The sequence below is a fragment of the Streptomyces sp. NPDC102451 genome, from assembly GCF_044765485.1.
Taxonomy (GTDB): Bacteria; Actinomycetota; Actinomycetes; order Streptomycetales; family Streptomycetaceae; genus Streptomyces.
Genome location: NZ_JBIWKD010000007.1, coordinates 361,602 through 379,091, shown reverse-complemented (window position 1 = coordinate 379,091; position 17,490 = coordinate 361,602). Strand labels below are relative to the sequence as shown.

At 69.2% G+C, this 17,490-nt stretch carries 14 protein-coding genes and 1 pseudogene; 5 read left to right on the top strand and 10 right to left on the bottom strand.

What is annotated here, in order from left to right:
• Nucleotides 1–54 precede the first annotated feature (54 nt).
• The 5 genes from ACIRD8_RS19375 to ACIRD8_RS19355 all read left to right on the top strand — a co-directional run bounded on the left by ACIRD8_RS19375 (nucleotide 55) and on the right by ACIRD8_RS19355 (nucleotide 7,476).
• Nucleotides 55–1,209 carry an ATP-binding protein gene (locus ACIRD8_RS19375; RefSeq protein WP_403992671.1) on the top strand — a complete coding sequence of 385 codons (1,155 nt, stop codon included), beginning with the start codon at nucleotides 55–57 and terminating at the stop codon, nucleotides 1,207–1,209.
• A 114-nt stretch (nucleotides 1,210–1,323) separates the two neighbouring features.
• Nucleotides 1,324–2,451, top strand: a complete 1,128-nt coding sequence (pheS, locus tag ACIRD8_RS19370) for a phenylalanine--tRNA ligase subunit alpha (RefSeq protein WP_124279656.1) — start codon at nucleotides 1,324–1,326, stop codon at nucleotides 2,449–2,451.
• Nucleotides 2,451–4,961: a phenylalanine--tRNA ligase subunit beta gene (pheT, locus tag ACIRD8_RS19365; RefSeq protein WP_403992668.1), complete on the top strand. Its 2,511-nt coding sequence runs from the start codon at nucleotides 2,451–2,453 to the stop codon at nucleotides 4,959–4,961. The genes pheS and pheT overlap by 1 nt, the downstream gene beginning before the upstream one ends.
• 556 nt (nucleotides 4,962–5,517) lie before the next feature.
• The gene (locus ACIRD8_RS19360; RefSeq protein ID WP_403992665.1) at nucleotides 5,518–6,858 is read left to right on the top strand and encodes a transcriptional regulator; all 1,341 of its coding nucleotides are present in this window, start codon (nucleotides 5,518–5,520) and stop codon (nucleotides 6,856–6,858) included.
• Nucleotides 6,859–6,945: 87 nt separating this feature from the next.
• The gene (locus ACIRD8_RS19355) at nucleotides 6,946–7,476 is read left to right on the top strand and encodes an NUDIX domain-containing protein (protein WP_403992662.1); all 531 of its coding nucleotides are present in this window, start codon (nucleotides 6,946–6,948) and stop codon (nucleotides 7,474–7,476) included.
• A gap of 146 nt (nucleotides 7,477–7,622) precedes the next feature.
• Here the strand turns inward: ACIRD8_RS19355 and ACIRD8_RS19350 are convergent, their stop codons facing one another.
• The 10 genes and pseudogenes from ACIRD8_RS19350 to ACIRD8_RS19305 all read right to left on the bottom strand — a co-directional run bounded on the left by ACIRD8_RS19350 (nucleotide 7,623) and on the right by ACIRD8_RS19305 (nucleotide 16,756).
• Nucleotides 7,623–8,801, bottom strand: a complete 1,179-nt coding sequence (locus ACIRD8_RS19350; RefSeq protein WP_403992659.1) for a cytochrome P450 — start codon at nucleotides 8,799–8,801, stop codon at nucleotides 7,623–7,625.
• A gap of 136 nt (nucleotides 8,802–8,937) precedes the next feature.
• Nucleotides 8,938–9,384 carry a hypothetical protein gene (locus ACIRD8_RS19345; protein ID WP_403992656.1) on the bottom strand — a complete coding sequence of 149 codons (447 nt, stop codon included), beginning with the start codon at nucleotides 9,382–9,384 and terminating at the stop codon, nucleotides 8,938–8,940.
• 72 nt (nucleotides 9,385–9,456) lie between these two features.
• Nucleotides 9,457–9,579, bottom strand: a pseudogene (locus tag ACIRD8_RS19340) (3-hydroxyacyl-CoA dehydrogenase family protein); the annotation flags it as partial.
• A gap of 89 nt (nucleotides 9,580–9,668) precedes the next feature.
• Nucleotides 9,669–10,940, bottom strand: a complete 1,272-nt coding sequence (locus tag ACIRD8_RS19335; protein WP_403992653.1) for a tyrosine-type recombinase/integrase — start codon at nucleotides 10,938–10,940, stop codon at nucleotides 9,669–9,671.
• Between the two features lie 139 nt (nucleotides 10,941–11,079).
• Nucleotides 11,080–11,340, bottom strand: a complete 261-nt coding sequence (locus ACIRD8_RS19330) for a helix-turn-helix transcriptional regulator (RefSeq protein WP_403992650.1) — start codon at nucleotides 11,338–11,340, stop codon at nucleotides 11,080–11,082.
• 513 nt (nucleotides 11,341–11,853) lie between these two features.
• Nucleotides 11,854–13,329: an SAVED domain-containing protein gene (locus tag ACIRD8_RS19325; protein ID WP_403992647.1), complete on the bottom strand. Its 1,476-nt coding sequence runs from the start codon at nucleotides 13,327–13,329 to the stop codon at nucleotides 11,854–11,856.
• A gap of 61 nt (nucleotides 13,330–13,390) precedes the next feature.
• On the bottom strand, nucleotides 13,391–13,897 hold the full coding sequence (locus ACIRD8_RS19320) for a Mov34/MPN/PAD-1 family protein (RefSeq protein ID WP_403992644.1): 507 nt from the start codon (nucleotides 13,895–13,897) through the stop codon (nucleotides 13,391–13,393).
• Nucleotides 13,873–15,150, bottom strand: a complete 1,278-nt coding sequence (locus ACIRD8_RS19315; protein ID WP_403992641.1) for a HesA/MoeB/ThiF family protein — start codon at nucleotides 15,148–15,150, stop codon at nucleotides 13,873–13,875. The genes ACIRD8_RS19320 and ACIRD8_RS19315 overlap by 25 nt, the downstream gene beginning before the upstream one ends.
• Nucleotides 15,144–15,524, bottom strand: coding sequence for a hypothetical protein (locus ACIRD8_RS19310; RefSeq protein ID WP_403992638.1), 381 nt, complete (start codon nucleotides 15,522–15,524; stop codon nucleotides 15,144–15,146). Before ACIRD8_RS19310 ends, ACIRD8_RS19315 begins: the two co-directional genes overlap by 7 nt.
• 233 nt (nucleotides 15,525–15,757) lie before the next feature.
• Nucleotides 15,758–16,756, bottom strand: a complete 999-nt coding sequence (locus ACIRD8_RS19305) for a hypothetical protein (protein ID WP_403992635.1) — start codon at nucleotides 16,754–16,756, stop codon at nucleotides 15,758–15,760.
• Nucleotides 16,757–17,490: the final 734 nt, after the last annotated feature.

The window sequence follows — 17,490 nt, the reverse complement described above, 5'->3', positions numbered from 1 at the left end:
GGGTGACGAACTCGGGGGCCCACTGCACCGGTTCGAGAGGTGGGGTACGGGAAGATGGCTGTCGGCATGAGCAGGCCGCGAGCGGCATACACGGCCGCCGTGCGCGCCCTCTCCGACGGAGCCGGCGCGAGCCCGGTCCTCGGGGACCCCGCGACGGGCATCGGCCCGGACGACCTGCCCGACGGTCTCGTCGTCGCCGACGGGGACGGCAAGGTCGTCTGCTTCAACACGGCCGCCGCCCGGATCACCGCCACCCCCGCGGCCGACGCGCTCGGCCGCTCCCTGGACGAGGCACTGCCGCTGGAGGACCTCAAGGGGCGGCGCTGGTGGGACCTGACCGATCCGTACGGCGGGCTCGCCACCCGGGTCGGCCAGCCCGAGCGCAACCTGCTGCTCCCCGGCGGCCGTGAGGTCCTGGTCTCCGCCCGGTACGTACGCGAGAGCCCGACCGGCCCGGTCCGCCGGCTCGTCGTCTCACTGCGCGGCACCGAGGCGCGCCGGCGCACCGAGCTCAGCCACGCCGAGCTGATCGCCACCGTCGCCCATGAGCTGCGCTCCCCGCTGACCTCGGTGAAGGGCTTCACCGCCACGCTGCTGGCCAAGTGGGAGCGGTTCACCGACGACCAGAAGCGGCTGATGCTGGAGACCGTCGACGCCGACGCCAACCGCGTCACCCGGCTCATCGCCGAGCTGCTCGACATCTCCCGCATCGACTCCGGCCGACTGGAGCTGCGCCGCCAGCCCGTGGACATCTCCGCGGCCGTCGAACGCCACGTCCAGGCCCTCGTCGCGGCGGGCCAGGCGCCCGACCGGTTCCTCGTCCGGACCGGACAGCCGCTGCCCGGTCTGTGGGCGGACCCGGACAAGGTCGACCAGGTCCTGGGCAACCTGCTGGAAAACGCGGTGCGCCACGGCGAGGGAACCGTCACCATTGAGATCGCCCCTGCACCCGCACCGGGCAAGGACGACGAGAGCGGAACGGCAGTCACCGTGAGCGACGAGGGTCCCGGCATCCCCGAGGAGTCGATGGGCCGCGTCTTCACCCGCTTCTGGCGGGGGAGCAAGCGCGGCGGGACCGGCCTGGGCCTGTACATCGTCAAGGGCATCGTCGAGGCGCACGGCGGCACGATCACCGTCGACCGTGGACCCGGCGGCGGCGCCGAGTTCCGATTTATCCTGCCCGTGAGCACGCCGGCCTACCTGGCCTAGGCGGCCCACGGGCTTCTTCGCCTCCCGGCGGCCCGTAGACTCGACTTTTGGCACCTTTGCGTCCTCAGTCGTCGAACCAGGGTCGCCACCAGCCAATCGGAAGCACGGGAAGAGATGTCGGCACCGAACAAGTCGTACGACCCAGTCGAGGTCGAGGCACTGAAACCGGAAGAGATCGAGCGCATGCGGGACGAGGCGTTCGCCGCCTTCGCCGCCGCCGGCGACCTCGACGCGCTCGCCCAGGCGAAGACCGCGCACACCGGTGGAACCTCGCCCCTGTCGCTCGCCAACCGGGAGATCGGCGCCCTGCCCCCGCAGGCCAAGGCCGAGGCGGGCAAGCGCGTGGGCCAGGCCCGCGGCGCCGTCTCCAAGGCGCTGGCCGCCCGCCAGGCCGAGCTGGAGGCCGAGCGTGACGCCCGGGTGCTCGTCGAGGAGGCGGTGGACGTCACACTGCCCTACGACCGCGTCCCGGCCGGCGCCCGCCACCCCCTGACGACGATCATGGAGCGCGTCGCCGACGTCTTCGTCGCCATGGGCTACGAGATCGCCGAGGGCCCCGAGGTCGAGGCGGAGTGGTTCAACTTCGACGCCCTGAACTTCGTGCCCGACCACCCGGCGCGCCAGATGCAGGACACCTTCTTCGTCCAGGGCGCCGACGGCGCGAAGAGCGACGAGTCCGGTGTCGTGCTGCGTACGCACACCTCGCCGGTCCAGGCGCGCTCGCTCCTCAGCCGTAAGCCCCCCGTCTACGTGGTCTGCCCCGGCCGGGTCTACCGCACCGACGAGCTCGACGCCACGCACACCCCGGTCTTCCACCAGATCGAGCTGCTCGCCGTCGACGAGGGCCTCACCATGGCCGACCTCAAGGGCACCCTCGACCACATGGTCCAGGCGCTCTTCGGCCCGGACATGAAGACCCGGCTCCGGCCGAACTTCTTCCCGTTCACCGAGCCGTCCGCAGAGATGGACATGGTCTGCTACGTCTGCCGCGGCGAGTCCGTCGGCAACCCGGACCGCCCCTGCCGCACCTGCGGCAGCGAGGGCTGGATCGAGCTCGGCGGCTGCGGCATGGTCAACCCCAAGGTGCTCGTCGCCTGCGGCGTCGACCCCGAGAAGTACAGCGGATTCGCCTTCGGGTTCGGCATCGAGCGGATGCTGATGTTCCGCCACAACGTCGAGGACATGCGAGACATGGTCGAGGGCGACGTCCGGTTCACCCGGCCGTTCGGGATGGAGATCTGATGCGCGTCCCGCTTTCCTGGCTGCGGGAATACGTCGACCTGCCGGCGACGGAGACCGGCCGTGACGTACAGGCCAAGCTCGTCTCCGTCGGCCTCGAGGTCGAGACCGTCGAGCAGACCGGCGCCGGCCTCAAGGGCCCGCTGGTCGTCGGACAGGTCCTGACCATCGAGGAGCTGGAGGGCTTCAAGAAGCCCATCCGCTTCTGCACGGTCGACGTCGGCACCGCCAACGGCACCGGCGAACCGCAGGAGATCGTCTGCGGCGCCCGTAACTTCTCCGTCGGCGACAAGGTCGTCGTGGTCCTCCCGGGCGCCGTGCTGCCCGGCGACTTCGCGATCGCCGCGCGCAAGACGTACGGCAAGACCTCGCACGGCATGATCTGCTCGACCGACGAGCTCGGCATGGGCGACGACGGCACGCACGGCATCATCGTGCTGCCGCCCGAGTTCGAGCCCGGCACCGACGCGATCGAGCTCCTGGAGCTCGTCGACGAGGTCCTCGACATCGCCGTCACCCCGGACCGCGGCTACTGCCTCTCGATGCGCGGCGTCGCCCGCGAGACCGCCATCGCGTACGGGCTGCCGCTGCGCGACCCGGCGCTCCTGGACGTGCCGCCGCCCAACGCGCACGGCTACCCGGTGAAGGTGTCCGACCCGTTCGGATGCAGCAACTTCACCGCGCGTACGGTCACCGGGCTGCGGCCCGAGGCACGCTCCCCGATCTGGATGCAGCGCAGGCTGCAGAAGGCCGGGATGCGCACCGTCTCGCTCGCCGTCGACATCACCAACTACGTGATGCTGGAGCTCGGCCAGCCGCTGCACGCCTACGACCGTTCCCGTGTCGCGGGGACGATCGGGGTGCGCCGTGCCCAGCAGGGCGAGAAGCTCACCACGCTCGACGGTGCCAAGCGCGTCCTGGACTCCCAGGACCTCGTCATCACCGACGACCGCGGGCCGATCGGCCTCGCGGGCGTCATGGGCGGCGCCGACACCGAGATCGCCGACCACGCCGAGGACACCGGGACCACCGAGGTCGTCATCGAGGCCGCGCACTTCGACGCGATCTCCATCGCCCGGACCGCGCGCCGCCACAAGCTGAGCTCCGAGGCGTCCAAGCGCTTCGAGCGCGGCGTCGACCCGCAGGCCGCCGCCGCTGCCGCACAGCGCACGGTCGACCTGCTGGTCCTCCTCGCGGGCGGCACGGCCGAGGCCGGCGTCACGGAGATCACCGCCCCGTCCGCGCCCCGCACCATCGCGATGCCCGCGAACCACCCCGACCGGGTGGCCGGTGTCGCGTACGGCCGCGAGACCGTCGTACGCCGCCTCCAGCAGGTCGGCTGCGACGTCTACGGGCAGGACGAGCTGATCGTCACGGTGCCGTCCTGGCGCCCCGACCTTGCCGAGCCGAACGACCTGGCCGAAGAGGTGATCCGGCTGGAGGGGTACGAGAACCTCCCGTCGACCCTGCCGACGCCGCCGTCCGGCCGCGGGCTCACCGACCGCCAGCGGCTGCACCGCCGCATCGGCCGGGCGCTCGCCGGCGCCGGTTACGTAGAGGCGCTCAGCTACCCGTTCATCGGCGACGCCGTCCTCGACCAGCTCGGGCTGGAGAAGGACGACGCCCGCCGCCGTACGGTCACCCTCGTCAACCCGCTCTCCGACGAGGAGCCCGCGCTGCGCACCACGCTGCTGCCGGGTCTGCTCGGCGCACTGCGGCGCAACGACGGCCGGGGCAGCCACGACCTGGCGCTCTTCGAGACCGGGCTGGTCTTCAGGCCCACCGGCGAGGAGACCAAGGCCGTACGGCTGCCCGTCGACCGCCGGCCCACCGACGAGGAGATCGCCGGGCTGGACGCGGCGCTCCCGCGTCAGCCGCGCCGCGCCGCCGTGGTCCTCGCGGGCGCCCGCGAGCAGGCCGGCTGGTGGGGCAAGGGCCGCCCCGCCGACTGGGCGGACTCCGTCGAGGCGGCGCGTTCCATCGCCCGGGAGGCGGGCGTCGAGGTGACGGTCCGCGCCGACCGGCACGCACCGTGGCACCCCGGCCGCTGCGCCGCGCTGTACGTCACGGTCGACGGCGAGGAGACCCTCTTCGGACACGCGGGCGAACTCCACCCGCGGGTCGTCAAGGAGCTCCACCTCCCCGAGCGGACCTGCGCCATGGAGGTCGAGATCGACGTCCTGGAGCGGGCCGTCGACGGTGCGCTCCAGGCACCCCGGATCTCCACCTTCCCGGTGGCGACCCAGGACGTCGCGCTCGTCGTCGCCTCGGACGTGCCCTCCGAAGAGGTGGAGAAGGCGCTCAGCGAAGGCGCCGGCGACCTGCTCGAATCGCTGCGGCTGTTCGACGTCTTCACCGGCGAGCAGATCGGTGAGGGCAACAAGTCCCTGGCGTACGCGCTGCGGTTCCGTGCCCCGGACCGCACGCTGACCGTGGAGGAGGCCTCCGCGGCCCGCGACACCGCGGTCGCCCTGGCGACCGAGCGCACCGGCGCGGTGCTGCGCGGCGCGTAGGGCCCACGGCAGTGAGAAGGGGCGTATCCGGCCACCGGATACGCCCCTTCTGTTCTCGCCGGACGGCCCGGGGACCGCAACGCACCCTACTGTCATCGGGGCAGTGGGCTGTGCGGTCCGGCGCCGCCCGCCCTGCCACGGAGTGTCGGGCAGGCCGGCAGAACGAACGGCGCGGGGCGGGTCGTCGAACTGTTACGAGGGGGAGCCGACGACCCGGCCGCCTCTTGCGAGGGACTCATTCAAGCGAGCGGCGCCCCGGCGCGGCAGAGCGCACAGCAGGATGGTTCGGGCATTCCGTTCACACCCCGTGTGAATCGTGCTCCACTTGGACCGTCCGGCACATGGTGGGTGGCGTCGCGGGGCTGGGCACGCACTCCCCCGAGCTCTCGGCTTCGCTCGAGCAGGGGGGACCCCCAGCGGCGTTGTCGTCAATCAACAACGCTCCGCGTTGCCTCAATCCTCCGCCTTGCAGCTGCACGCACCCAGCCCCGCTCCTTCTTCCACCCACCATGTGCCGGACGGTCTAAGCTCATTGCGACGCGTACATGGGGGGGCAATGGAGCCCAACGTCCTGCTCGAATCCCTGATCGACGAGGCGGGTGTGTCCCGTGCCGGACTGGCCGGCCATGTCAACCAGGCCGGCCGTGCCCGCGGGCTGTGCCTGCGCTACGAGCACACGGCGGTAGCCCGCTGGCTCAAGGGCCAGCGCCCGCGCGGACAGGTCCCCGACCTGATCTGTGAGGTCCTCGCCGCCCGGCTGGACCGGCCCGTCACGCTCGACGACATCGGCATGGGGATCCCCGGGATGCACCCGGCGGCCCAGGGAGCCGGGCTGTCCGGCTTCGTCGAGCACGCGACGGCCCTGTGGCGCTCCGACGAACAGCAGCGACCGCACCTCACCACCGCGCCCGCCGTCACGGGCACGACAGCCGTGATGCCGGTCTGGGAGTGGGAGAACCCTCCCGAGGACGCCGATGTGTCCCGCCCCGGCCCGTGCCGCGTGAGCATGGCGGACATAGCGATGCTCCGCGCGGCCCGCGCGCACTACGAGCAGATGTACCGGAAGGCCGGCGGCATCGCGACCAGGTCCCGCATCGTCGGCTTCCTCAACGCCGAGACCGCGCCGCTGCTGCGCGGCGGCTACAGCGACGCCACGGGCCGCCAGCTCCACCGCGCGACCGCCGGGCTGGTGGCCGTCGCGGGCATCTGCGCCTACGACTCCGACGCCCACGGACTGGCCCAGCGCTACTTCCACCAGGCGCTGCGCCTGGCCAAGGCCAGCGGGGACCGGGGGCTGGGCGGCTATGTGATCGCGCTGCTCGTGAACCAGTCCCTGTACCTGGCCGAATTCCGCCGGTCCGTCGCCTTCGCCGAGGCGGCACTGCGGGCGGCGGGCCCGCACATCACCCCGGCGCTCGCCACCGATCTGCACGCCATGCAGGCGAAGGCTTACGCCCAGCTCGGCGACCACCGCAGCGCCCTGGAGTGCATCCGCCGCGCCGAGGCCGAGTCGGGCCGAATCCGGAGCGGGGGCGAGCCGGACGAGACGGGATACGTCCAGCCCGGCCTCGTCAACGTCCAGGTGGCGGAGGCGCTGCTGTGCCTCGGCGATCTCGCCGGCGCCCGGGAGCACGCGGCGGCGGCCGTACGCTCCCCGGCGCACGATCGCGGGACCGTGCACCGGCTCGCCATGCTCACCCATCTCGAACTGCTCCAGGGGGAGGCGGACAGAGCGGCCGGCACGGCCTCGGAAATGGCGGAACGCGCCCGGGGCATGGAATCCCAGCGCCTCCGGGACCGGCTGCGCTCCGTACGCAAGCTTCTGGCCGCGAGCGGCAGCGCCGATGCCGCGGCGGCGGCCGGCCTCATCGACGGGGCGCTGCGCGTGCCCCTGTGAGCTTCGTCCCGGGAGCCTGCACGCGTTCCCCTGCGGGGCGGACCCTGCTCCGATGTTGCCATCGACCAGTCGGAAGGTGGCAGAACTGTGCAGTGGACGAACTTAAACGAACAGACCGTGTATGAGAATCGCTGGTTCCAGGTCAACCTGGCGGACGTCGTGCTCCCCGACGGCCGGCACCTGGACCACTTCCTCATCCGGCTCAGGGCCGTCGCCGCGGCGACCGTCGTCAACGAGGCCAACGAGGTCCTGCTCCTGTGGCGGCACCGGTTCATCACCGACAGCTGGGGCTGGGAGCTGGCCGCGGGCGTGGTCGAGGACGGCGAGGACATCGCCGCCGCGGCGGCCCGGGAGATGGAGGAGGAGACCGGATGGCGCCCCGGCGAGCTGCGCCCGCTGATGACCGTGGAACCGGCCAACGGCCTCGTCGACGCCCGGCACCACCTCTTCTGGTCGCGGGAGGCGACGTACACCGGTCACCCCGCGGACGACTTCGAGTCCTCACGCCGCGAGTGGGTCCCGCTCAAGCTCGTGCCGGACATGGTCGCGCGCGGTGAGATACCGGCGGCCAACATGGCGGCCGGGCTGCTGATGCTCCATCACATGCAGCTGGGCTGACGGAGCGTGCCGGTGCGGCGGGCCGGCCCGGAGGCTCCGGCCGTCCGCCGCACCGGCGGAAGCGGTTCACTCGTACGGGTAGAACCCCGAACCCGTCCTGCGGCCGAGCCGGCCCGCGTCGACCATCCGCTGGGCATCGTGACCTGTCAGAGAAGGACGGGAAGAGACTCCAGCCCGCGAACGAGCCGGGTCCGCCGCCAATCCAACCGGTCCGCCGATACGGCGAGCCGGATGTCGGGGAAGCGGGTCAGGATCGCGTGCAGGGCGATGTGGGCTTCGGCCTTCGCGAGGGGTGCGCCGACGCAGCGGTGGATGCCGTGGCCGAAACTGAGATGACCGGTCGCGTTCCGGTCCAGGTCGAGCAGGTCCGGTGCCGGGAAGCGTTCCGGGTCGCGGTTGGCGGCTCCGAGGGCGACCAGCACCGGGACGCCGGCAGGGATCTCGGTATCGCCCAGGGTGATGGCTTCCGTGGTGAACCGGAAGGTGGAGGTACTGACCGGTGCGTCGAAGCGGAGCAGCTCGTCCAGCGCCTGCGGGATGGCCTCCGGGTCGCTGCGCAGACGTGCGAGCTCGGCCGGGTGCCGCAGCAGGGCCAGGGCGGCGTTGCCGAGGAAGTGGGTGGTGGTCTCGTGGCCGGCGACGAGCAGCAGCACGGCCAGGGAGACCAGCTCCTCCTCGGTGAGGCGGTCCTCGCCGTCGCGACCGAAGACAAGGCGGTCCAGGAGCGAATCGCCCGGGTGCAGGCGCTTCGACGCGATGAGGCCGGTCATGTATTCGGCGACGGCGTACGAGGCGGCGTCGGTGCGGCCGGGCTCTCCCGCGGCGAACAGTTCGGCGGACCAGTGCTGAACCTTCGGCCGGTCGGTCTCCGGCACGCCGAGCAGTTCGCAGATCACCATGACCGGAAGCGGGACGGCGAGGCCGGCGACGAGGTCGACCGGCCCGCCGACGGCCCACCGGTCCAGCAGCTCATCGGTCAGCCGGGTGATGAACGGCCGGAGTCCGTCGACAGCGCCGCTCGTGAACGCACCGGTGACCAGCTTGCGGAGCCGGGTGTGCCGGGGTGGGTCGCCGGCCAGCATGTTGTGCGCGACGGCGGGATGCAGCCGGCGCTTCGAGTCCTTGCCGGCGAAGAAGGCGGCGGTGTCCTTGGAAAGCCGCTCGTCACCGAGAACCTGCCGGGCTTCCGCATAACCGGTGACCAGGTAGCTGTGGCGTCCGCCGGATCCGGATGCCACAGCCTGCACAGGGCATTCGGCGCGCATGACCGCGTACGCCGGATAGGGGTCGCGGGCGGACCGGCTGTCTTCGGCGGCGTCGTTCATGGTGTCAGGGCTCCAACCGTGGATGGCAGGCCATCATCTGCGACACGCAGCAACGGACGGGTCACGTGACCTGGAGCAGCCGATCCGTGAGTGGCCGCACGACAGTCGGCTTACGACGTCGGGCACATCATGGCGCTCAGAAGGTGTCGAGCGCGCCCACGGCCGCACAGATGTGGCCCGGCCCGCCCCCCGGCCGCCCACCGGCGCACCACCAGGAGAGCAGCCCCTCCACGTCGCGCGTATGCATGCCCAGGTTGTGTTCGACACACAGGGGCCACGCCTGCCACAGACGCTCAGCGACGGTTTCCTGCGCGGCGTCGGCGACGATCGCCAAGGCATGAGCAGAGTCTTCCGCCGTCTTCGGGTACAGATGACTGCCGTGCCACTCGCCGTTGGCCAGGGCAACGTAGACGTACTCGGGCTCGCCCGCCTCGTAGGAAGGCTGGGCCAGCAGCTGCAGAGGTCCCTGCTCAGGAAGAGTCACGGCCAAGTCCTGGTTGAGGACCACGAGAGCCTCGTCCCACAAGGGGTACTTGCCTTGCGAGACCCGACGGACTTCGGGTTGATCGAAAAGAGCATCCACAGGGCCATCCTCCGCTACGGAACGTGCCCCGGCGGGCCCGGCGGTGTGAGCGCCGGGCCCGCGGGCGGGCGGTCAGTCGTACGGGTAGAAGCCCGAGCCCGTCTTGCGGCCGAGCCGGCCCGCGTCGACCATGCGCTGGAGCAGCGGGGGAGCGGCGTACAGCGGCTCCTTGTACTCGGCGTACAACTGGGCGGCGTTGCGCGTAGCCCTGTGACCTGCGGTTTCTTCGGTTGTGTGGCGGCTTTGACGGCGCCAGGGACTTCTCGGGGACTTTCGATCCCGCATCACACGAGCCACGTATCCATCGCGGCCAGTCCGCGCTTGCCTGCGCCCGGCATGAAGTGAGCGTAGTAGTCGAGCGTGACCTTCGGGGAGGAGTGCCCCAGCCAGGTCGCCACGCTCACGATGGACTCGCCGGCCTCCAACTGCACACTCGCGAAGGTGTGGCGCAGGACGTGGAACATGTCCGGCCGTGAGCGCTCGTAGACGGGGTGGAGGCGGACGCGGGAACCGTAACTCTCCGCCTTCTCGCCGACCTGGCGCAGAACCCCTGCGGCTACGAGAGCGGGCTTCCAGCTGCGCTCGTTCCAAGTCCCGGGATTGATCCGAAGCCCGTGGGAGGTGCTCAGCACGAGTCGAACGGTGATCGGCTTGCGCTGACGCTCTTCCAACTCGGTCGCCGGCGTCTCAGGATTACGCCACGGCAGGGTGCACTCGACCGGCGGGAAGAGCTGGAAGTGGAGCCGAACGCGGCGGGCGAGGTTCGGCGGAAGGGGAACATCACGGGTCTTGCGGCCCTTGGGGAGGCAGAAGTACGGCCGCCCTTTCCCATCCCAGCGGAGTTGGCGCCGTATGTGGACCACCTCCGCCCTGAAGTCGAAGTCCTCTTCCGCGAGGCCGAGCGCCTCGCCTTGGCGAACTCCGAGTGCGAGCCCGAGGTCCACGGCGATCCGGTACCGCTCCTGTAGACCCTCCCGCACCGCGTCGACTGTGGTTCGAGACCACGCCTTCGCCTTCTTGTCGACAGGCTTGGGCCGCTTGATCGATCGGTGGGCAGCGATGGGACTCTTCAGCAGGCGCTTGTCATCAACAGCGGCATTCAGGATGGTGGTGAGGTGTATCCATATGATCTCGGCGGAAGACTCCTCGACTCGAGAGAGCAAGTCGGCCCTGAACCGGCGAAGGGCCGAGGCGTCGATCTCACGCAGAGGATACGAACCGAGCAGGGGAATCAGGTGGTTCCAGATCCGGCTCCGCATGGGGCCCGCAGTTGACGGCTCATCCGTTCGACTGGGCCACCAGTGGTCGACGATGTAATCGGTGAGCAAGATGGCACCATTCCGCGGGTCGACGAAGTCGCCCCTGCTGGAGTCCGTCTGAGCCTCAGCGAGCCAGCGCTTGGCGTCCTCGCTGGTGTCGAAGGACCTGTCCTGGATACCAGGAATTCCCTTGACTCGGTACCGCTTCCCCTTCCCCCAAATGGAAGTACGATCTCGCTTGCCGGTCGCCTTGTCCGGCCTCTTCTTGAGCCAGCGATCCTCGATGTAGCCCGCCATGTGGGCCTCCTACCTGTGCGAATGATGCGTTCCGGGTGCTTGACGGTGTTGGGAACGCTTCTTCGCGACAGGTCATATCCCGCTGTGGCAGTCGGAATTGATGTCGGTTTGGAGTCGATGCTCTGTGCTGCCGTGGACGTCACGATGTGCGACGCAGCGGCTTGCGGTTCAGTGGATTCAAGGCAGGGTTCGATCGCGAGTCCGCCCTTTCCTGCCGGTCCACCCACTCGTCGAGCGCGGAAATCCTGTACATCACGCGTCGGCCCATCTGGAAGCTGGGCGGCCCTTGTCGGCGATGGCGCCAGACGTAAAGGGTGTTGGGAGAGATACCGAGATAGACCGCTGCCTTGTGCAACGTGAGGAATGCTATTTCGGGCATGCGGGCCTTACTCTCGTCCATGGTGTGCTCCTGCCTGTCGAATCGACGTTTGCAAGAGTCCCTGATGAGTCGCGATTTGGGCGAACCGCGCTGGCGTGATAGACGAGGGTCTCGCATTTCTGGTTCGGCAACGTTCACATACCGTGCCCAGGCGCCGAGCAAAGTCCCGCCCAGCGCCGTTGCGTCTGGATCCCGGCGAACGCCGTCGGCGTTCGGCCCGTAACCGGTGTCCGCGATCAGTACCGTGTGCCGCAGGCTGCCCGCCCCGAGTTCGTCGTGCATGTCCAGCGTGAGCTGCTACTTCGACCGGTGATGCTATTGATCGGAGCCTCGGCACCGGGCCCGCCTCTCGGCAGCTTCGGCCCGTCCCAGCTATCAGGCAGGAACAGCTGCCAGGACAGCGTGCACGTCTCCGTGTCAGAAGCGGCGAGGACACCGAGCCCCGACGACGTCATGAACTGCCGTAACTACTGATGATCAACACCCAGGCGTCCGGCAGTGGAGCTGGTGCCGCTTTGCTGCCCCGTCGTGCAGTCAGGCTTGAACGAAGAAGGCTGGCTCATATACCTGTGCCGTGCTGACGTCTTCGTACACCACGGTGGGGCGCAGCCGGTTCCAGCGGTGGCCGAGGAGGAGGGCGAGTCCCATGGGGCAGGCGAGGAAGAGGTGGATCCGGGAAGTTGCGTGGCTGGGACGGCGCAGGGCATCGCGGACTCCGACAGTGAGGGCGTTGGCGGCGGGGCTATCGAGGACCGAGCGGTCCTTGGGTCCGGCTGGTGGTGTGAGGACGAGAAGTCTGGATGCGGGGATGTTCTGTCCTTCGAGGTATTCGAGGACGTCCTGGGTGAAGTGTTGTTCCTTGACCGTGACGTTGATGCCGACGGCGAGTTCTTCGCCTTGGCCGATGTCGTATTCCTTGACGGCGGGGTCGCATTCGGTGTCGTAGGTGTCACGAGTGGACCACAGGTCTCCGCGCTGGAGAACGGCGAGATCAGCTCCGGTGACCATACGGAAGGCTGTGCCAGTCAGGAACGCGGGGGCGAGACGGAAGCTTCCTGACACGGAGATGTTGGTGCGGCCGGGCAGGCGGGCGGGGGCTGCCTCGATGTCGTCCTGGAGCTGTGCCCAGGTGGCCGGTGCGAGCGGGCGGCGTTTGGTGTATTCGGAATCAGTTTCGAACCGGTCGATCCAGTTGATGGTGTGGTCGGCTTCGGCGGCGATCGGGTCGGGTTTGAGGGTGGCGATCGACAGGATCGCGTAAGCGGGCCCCCTCTTGAGGTCAAGACCTTCGACGGCTGCCTTGACCATCTCGAGGGTGAGAGTGCGGTGGCCGTCGCGGACCTGCTGGGCAACCCAGTTGGCGCCCTCGTCGACCGCGTGGCTGTCGTTTCGCAGACCGCAGACGGCCATCAGGAGCTGCAACTGATCCCGTACGTGCTGTAGTTCTCGGGACAGGTCGAAGCGCAGGCGGGAGAGGAGATCGCGGAGTTCGCTCTCGCTCAGGCCGGCGTTCTGGGCCCAGCGGGTTCGTGCCTGGCCGGTTTTCGCGCGTGCGGTTCCATGAGCCGCCTTGGGCAGGAGGAGCTGAGTGCGGGCGTCCCGCACAGCGATGAGGGGGTCATTGGGGTCCGGGGCCCGGTTGGTGATGATCACAAGGTCGGCGTCGATGCCATCGGCGGTGAGAGTGCGCCACGTCGTGGCGATCTTCTTCAGGATCGATGGGCCGCCGGTGGGGCTCGGCTTGGTGAGGTAGTCCTCATTGACGGGTGTGGTGCTGCTGACGGTGTATTTGACCTGGGCGTATGTGTGGGGCTGGGTGCGACGCCGCAGGACCACGTCGTCGAGGTTGCCCGCGTCATCGGCTTCGACGCCGACGGAGATGACGGCGTTGGCGGTGTGAATGGCGTTCTCGCGCAGGAGGGTGAGGCAGCCGGTCCAGGCGATGAGCCACTGGTAGTGGTCGCCGGTGATTCTGACACTGGTGGGGCTCGGCGCGGGCAGGGGTTCCATGGTCACTCTCCGGGGGCGCGGGGCGTGGAGACTGCTGTGAAAGTCGCGTTGCCTTCGGCCGTTACCAATAACGCGGCTGAGGCGGCAGGCCATGCACGGAGACCTGGGCGATCGTGTTGTTGTGGCAGGTCCAGGCAGTGATGTCCCAGTGCGGTCCTCGAGAGCCGAGGATGACGGCGATGAAGCTGTGGAAGGCGAGTTCGGGGTCGTTGAGGAGTTGGCGGTAGGTAGCTGCGTCACGGGAGCTGGGGACGGGGCGGCTGGTGGGGTGGGTGTGCCACTCGCCGATCCAGACGCTGTGGTCCTGGGCGTAGGCATGGTCGGCCAGGGTCTGGGCGTGGGCGAGGTCGCGAAGGAAGTAGGTGGGAGTTTGAACCGCTTCGGGCCCAGGTGTTCCGGCGTGCTGGACGGTCACCGTGTTGTGGACGTGGTGTCCCAGCAGGATGCCTCCGGTTTCCCTGCTTCTGTCGGCGGTTCGAAGTTCGTCAGTGATGACGCGAAGAGCCTCCTGAGTGAGGTGTACAGCGATGACGGGGCGCGGGTTCATGGGGATTCGCAGGTGGGGCATCCGGGGCGTGGTGGTGTGGCGGGGAGCCATCGGGTTTCGCCGGTTCGTCCGAGGTCGAAAGGTGGTGCGCAGTCGGGCTGTCGGCGCAGGCTGATGAGGCCGTGTTCGCCGGGCAGTCGCTGGTCGGGGTGCCCGCGGCGTTCCAGGAGAGTGGCGATGGCGGTCTTGGCTGCGAGATGGGCGACGAGGTGGAGGTCGGGGCCGACAGCGGTCATCGGCCGGTGTCGGGTGCCGGTTCCGTATCCGGCGTCAAGAACGGGTTCGGGGTCGATGCCGCCGTGCTCGGCGAGTGTCTGGCGCCTGCAGGTGAGGCATCCGTGCTGGGGCCAGGGTCTCAGCCGCAGGATTTCGCCCAGGGCGCCGTCCTGCAGGACGCAGGCCATGACGGCGGGGATTCCTGCGCGGCGGGCGAGGTGTCCGGTGACACGGCGGGCGGCAACGCCGTCGGCCGTGCAGAGGACAAGGTCGCTTTGAGAAAACAGTGGTCTGATTCGGTCGGCGTCATCGATGACGTCAAGGACCAAAGGAGTGACGGTCGTGTCGGGGCGGAGCTCGGTGAGTTCCTCGGCGAGAGCTGTGACTTTGGGGCGGCCGACGTGGCGGCGGCTGGTGGTGTGGCGTACGAGGTTGTGCCAGGAGAGCCGGTCGGGGTCGACGAGGGTGAGGCGTCCGATGCCGTAGCCGGCGAGGGCGTGCGCGGTGGCGGATCCGATGCTGCCAGCGCCGACGAGCAGGACCTGTGCTGTTTGGAGGTCCTTGACGGGCCAGTGGTCCTGGATTTGGCTGATACCGGTGGTCGACGGCTCGACGAGACAGTTGAGGGGGTACGCGCCGTCGTGCCCGACCCTCCAGGCGACGATGTCGGGCACGTCGTGGTCGGGGAAGGCCTCGGTGAGGTTGGGCGCGTAGGTCAGGGCCAGGTACGGGGCGGGGCCGGGCTTCTTGTAGCCGCTGGTGAGGTGCTCCTGGAATACGGACAGAGGCACCCCTGTACCCAGTCGGCCGCTCACCTGGCGCCAGTAGACGTGCAGTACAGGGGCCACGCGGTACCAGTATCCGGAAGCGCGTACGTCGCCGGTGGCCGCGATCAGGTTCTGGCCTGGCGAGGTGTTGACGGGGAAGGTCGCGCCGTCGCGGGTGGAGACTCCCCGGATGACGGCCAGGTCCTCGTGGTTGCCGCGCAGCGTCATCCCGCCCCAGGGGCCGGCCTGGCGGATGGTGGCTGCGGCGTGGTGAGGGACGAGGATCAGCACAAGGGTCCACCCCCGGCGTCCGAGTGGTCCGGTGCTGTGCCGGGCGGGGCCGTCAGGCTGGCGTGGGCAGGCCCAGCGGCGGGCGGCCGGGTGAGGAGGTGGTCGAAGCGGTCGTCCTCGACGATGCCGCAGTCGGACATCTGCGTGATGGCCTCGTGCTTCATCAGCGCGTACTCCACTTTCCACCCTGCGGCCTTCAAGAGCAGGTCGACGACAGATTCGCGGCCCGTCCACAGTGCGTCGGCGCGCAGGAGACACAGGGTGCGGTCGCCGTTGACATGCCAGCGTGACTGCGTCCACTCGGCCGGCTCGGGAACCGGGTCGAGAGGCCAGATGTACGGCGGCACCATGGGATAGGCCTGCCGGTAGGCCATCACTACATGGAGCCCTGTGCTTCCTGTCCAATCGGTGAGGTGTGCGGGCTGGGGCCGGTTGAACGGCCACAGAGACAGCGTGCCGTGCCAGCTCCCGGCACCATCGCCGTCGTAGGCAAGGTCGGGGAAGGCGGTGGTGATCTCGCGCTGGTCCCGCTCGAAACGGTGTGGCTCACAAGCCCACCACGTGACTGGGGCCGGCTGAGAGGACCGCTGAGGGCCGGGGGCGGTCGTCATCCCTGGGGGGCGTCTTTGATCGGCCGAGGAGTGATGAGCGCGGGCGTGCCAGTGATCAGGGCCGGGGCCCCGGTCACTGGGTTCGCGGGCTTGGTCGGCGCGGCGGGAGCGGGGAAGGAATCGCCGAGGATCTCCTGCCACAGTCGCAGGGCCTGATCGGTCTCACCAGCTGCGGCGGCCGCGCACGCCCGGTCGGCGAGCTCGGCGGCGTCGGCAAGGGCGGCCTGCAGACCGTCGTAGTCGAGGTCGGGTTGGATCTCACCGCACAGCTCGGCCGGGTCCTTCACGCGCTCGTTGACGCGTGCTGCCGAGGCGGTGAAGAAGGCGCGCAGTGCGCTGGGCCGGTTACCGGATGTTGGCATGCAGTCGAGAGCGAGGACTTCGATGACGAGCGACTTGATCCGTCCTGTGACGGCGACGTCGTGGCGCCACTGCTTCAGGACGCGGACCAGTGGGCGGAAGTGCTCCCAGTCTCGCTGGCGATCGGCCACGAGGTCGATCAGGTGTTCCGGGTCGGCGGGTACCCAGTTCTGGGTGAGCTTCTCGGGGATGAGGAGGGTGCCGTCGGCCTGGCGGAGAGCCGGCATCACGTCGACGGTGAAGCCGTTCTCGTCGTCGGGGTCGTCGAGGAAGCACTTGACCGCGTGATTCCTCGGCAGCGCCAGCCGGACTTCGTTGCCGTGGCTGCCGTTGGTCTTGCCCAGCAGCCGGTTGACCTGGCCACGGGCGTGGTCCAGGGCGTCCTCGGCGCTGAGACCGGCAGTACCCCAGTCGGGGTGCTGGGTGGTGTCGTAGACGGCGATGATGTCGACGTCGTTGATTGGCTTGAGCTGAGTGCTGCGGCGGAGCGAACCCGAGCCGAACGCCTCGGTGACATCGGGCTCGCTGATCAGCGCCCTCTTGAACAGATCGCGCCGCTCCCGGGCGATCCGGGTCTGGCCCACGTCCTCGTTGACACTTCTCTGGAACTCGTCAAACGCTTCGTCGATCCGCATGCTGCCTCCTCGATCTTGCGTGTCCGGCCCTGTTTCCACACCGAGTTCGGCCGCCTGGTGGGGCAGGCTTCGTCCGTGTTCGGGAGGCATCGGGCAGCTGTCAGCCAGCGTAGACGCCGCCACTGACAACGCTCCGCGGAGAAGCTCTTGCGGGACGTGACGTGCTTGCGGGCGTGCCGGACATCCCTCGCGCGGAGAGGTCACACGGGCGAGGAAGGGGCCGCCCCTGCGGCACGATCGTTACGACTGGACATGCAGATGCTGCGTCCGGAATGCGGTACGACGACAGAAGGCGTACCGGATGTATGGCTTCCGACGTTGCTTCGCATCGAGCGTCCTTGGAAGCAGAATCCCCATCACCCACATCGCGGAATAGATGGGCAGCGAGTCCATCGATGAGACGTTCCGCACCTGCTGGTACCTGAAGCCGGGCAGCATCACCGAGGCCGCCCGGATCCAGGACGACGACCTCTGGCGAGCCACCTGATGATCTCACCGCTTCGGTGAACTGCAGGTTCTTCGCCCGTTAGTGAGCCCTTTCCAACCTGATGGTGTGGACGGGTGGTTGGCGGGCTGTACGAACTGACGAAGCTCCTGGTAGACGGGTTCACGACCAAGATCACCCGTGCCGACCAGGAGCTTCCAGAAGGGAGGGCGCTGACGGACCATCCCCCGCCCCTTCCAGCGCAGAGCCGGGGACCTACCTATCGCGCGACCACGACGCCCGAGTCCTG

Bases quoted from the DNA above. Each gene is read 5' to 3' on its own strand.
- ACIRD8_RS19375 (WP_403992671.1), top strand. From the start codon at position 55: ATGGCTGTCGGCATGAGCAGGCCGCGAGCGGCATACACGGCCGCCGTG.
- pheT (WP_403992668.1), top strand. From the start codon at position 2,451: ATGCGCGTCCCGCTTTCCTGGCTGCGGGAATACGTCGACCTGCCGGCG.
- ACIRD8_RS19335 (WP_403992653.1), bottom strand. From the start codon at position 10,940: ATGGCGGGCTACATCGAGGATCGCTGGCTCAAGAAGAGGCCGGACAAG.
- pheS (WP_124279656.1), top strand. From the start codon at position 1,324: ATGTCGGCACCGAACAAGTCGTACGACCCAGTCGAGGTCGAGGCACTG.
- ACIRD8_RS19330 (WP_403992650.1), bottom strand. From the start codon at position 11,340: ATGGACGAGAGTAAGGCCCGCATGCCCGAAATAGCATTCCTCACGTTG.
- ACIRD8_RS19310 (WP_403992638.1), bottom strand. From the start codon at position 15,524: ATGGCCTACCGGCAGGCCTATCCCATGGTGCCGCCGTACATCTGGCCT.
- ACIRD8_RS19305 (WP_403992635.1), bottom strand. From the start codon at position 16,756: ATGCGGATCGACGAAGCGTTTGACGAGTTCCAGAGAAGTGTCAACGAG.
- ACIRD8_RS19320 (WP_403992644.1), bottom strand. From the start codon at position 13,897: ATGCCCCACCTGCGAATCCCCATGAACCCGCGCCCCGTCATCGCTGTA.
- ACIRD8_RS19360 (WP_403992665.1), top strand. From the start codon at position 5,518: ATGGAGCCCAACGTCCTGCTCGAATCCCTGATCGACGAGGCGGGTGTG.
- ACIRD8_RS19325 (WP_403992647.1), bottom strand. From the start codon at position 13,329: ATGGAACCCCTGCCCGCGCCGAGCCCCACCAGTGTCAGAATCACCGGC.
- ACIRD8_RS19350 (WP_403992659.1), bottom strand. From the start codon at position 8,801: ATGAACGACGCCGCCGAAGACAGCCGGTCCGCCCGCGACCCCTATCCG.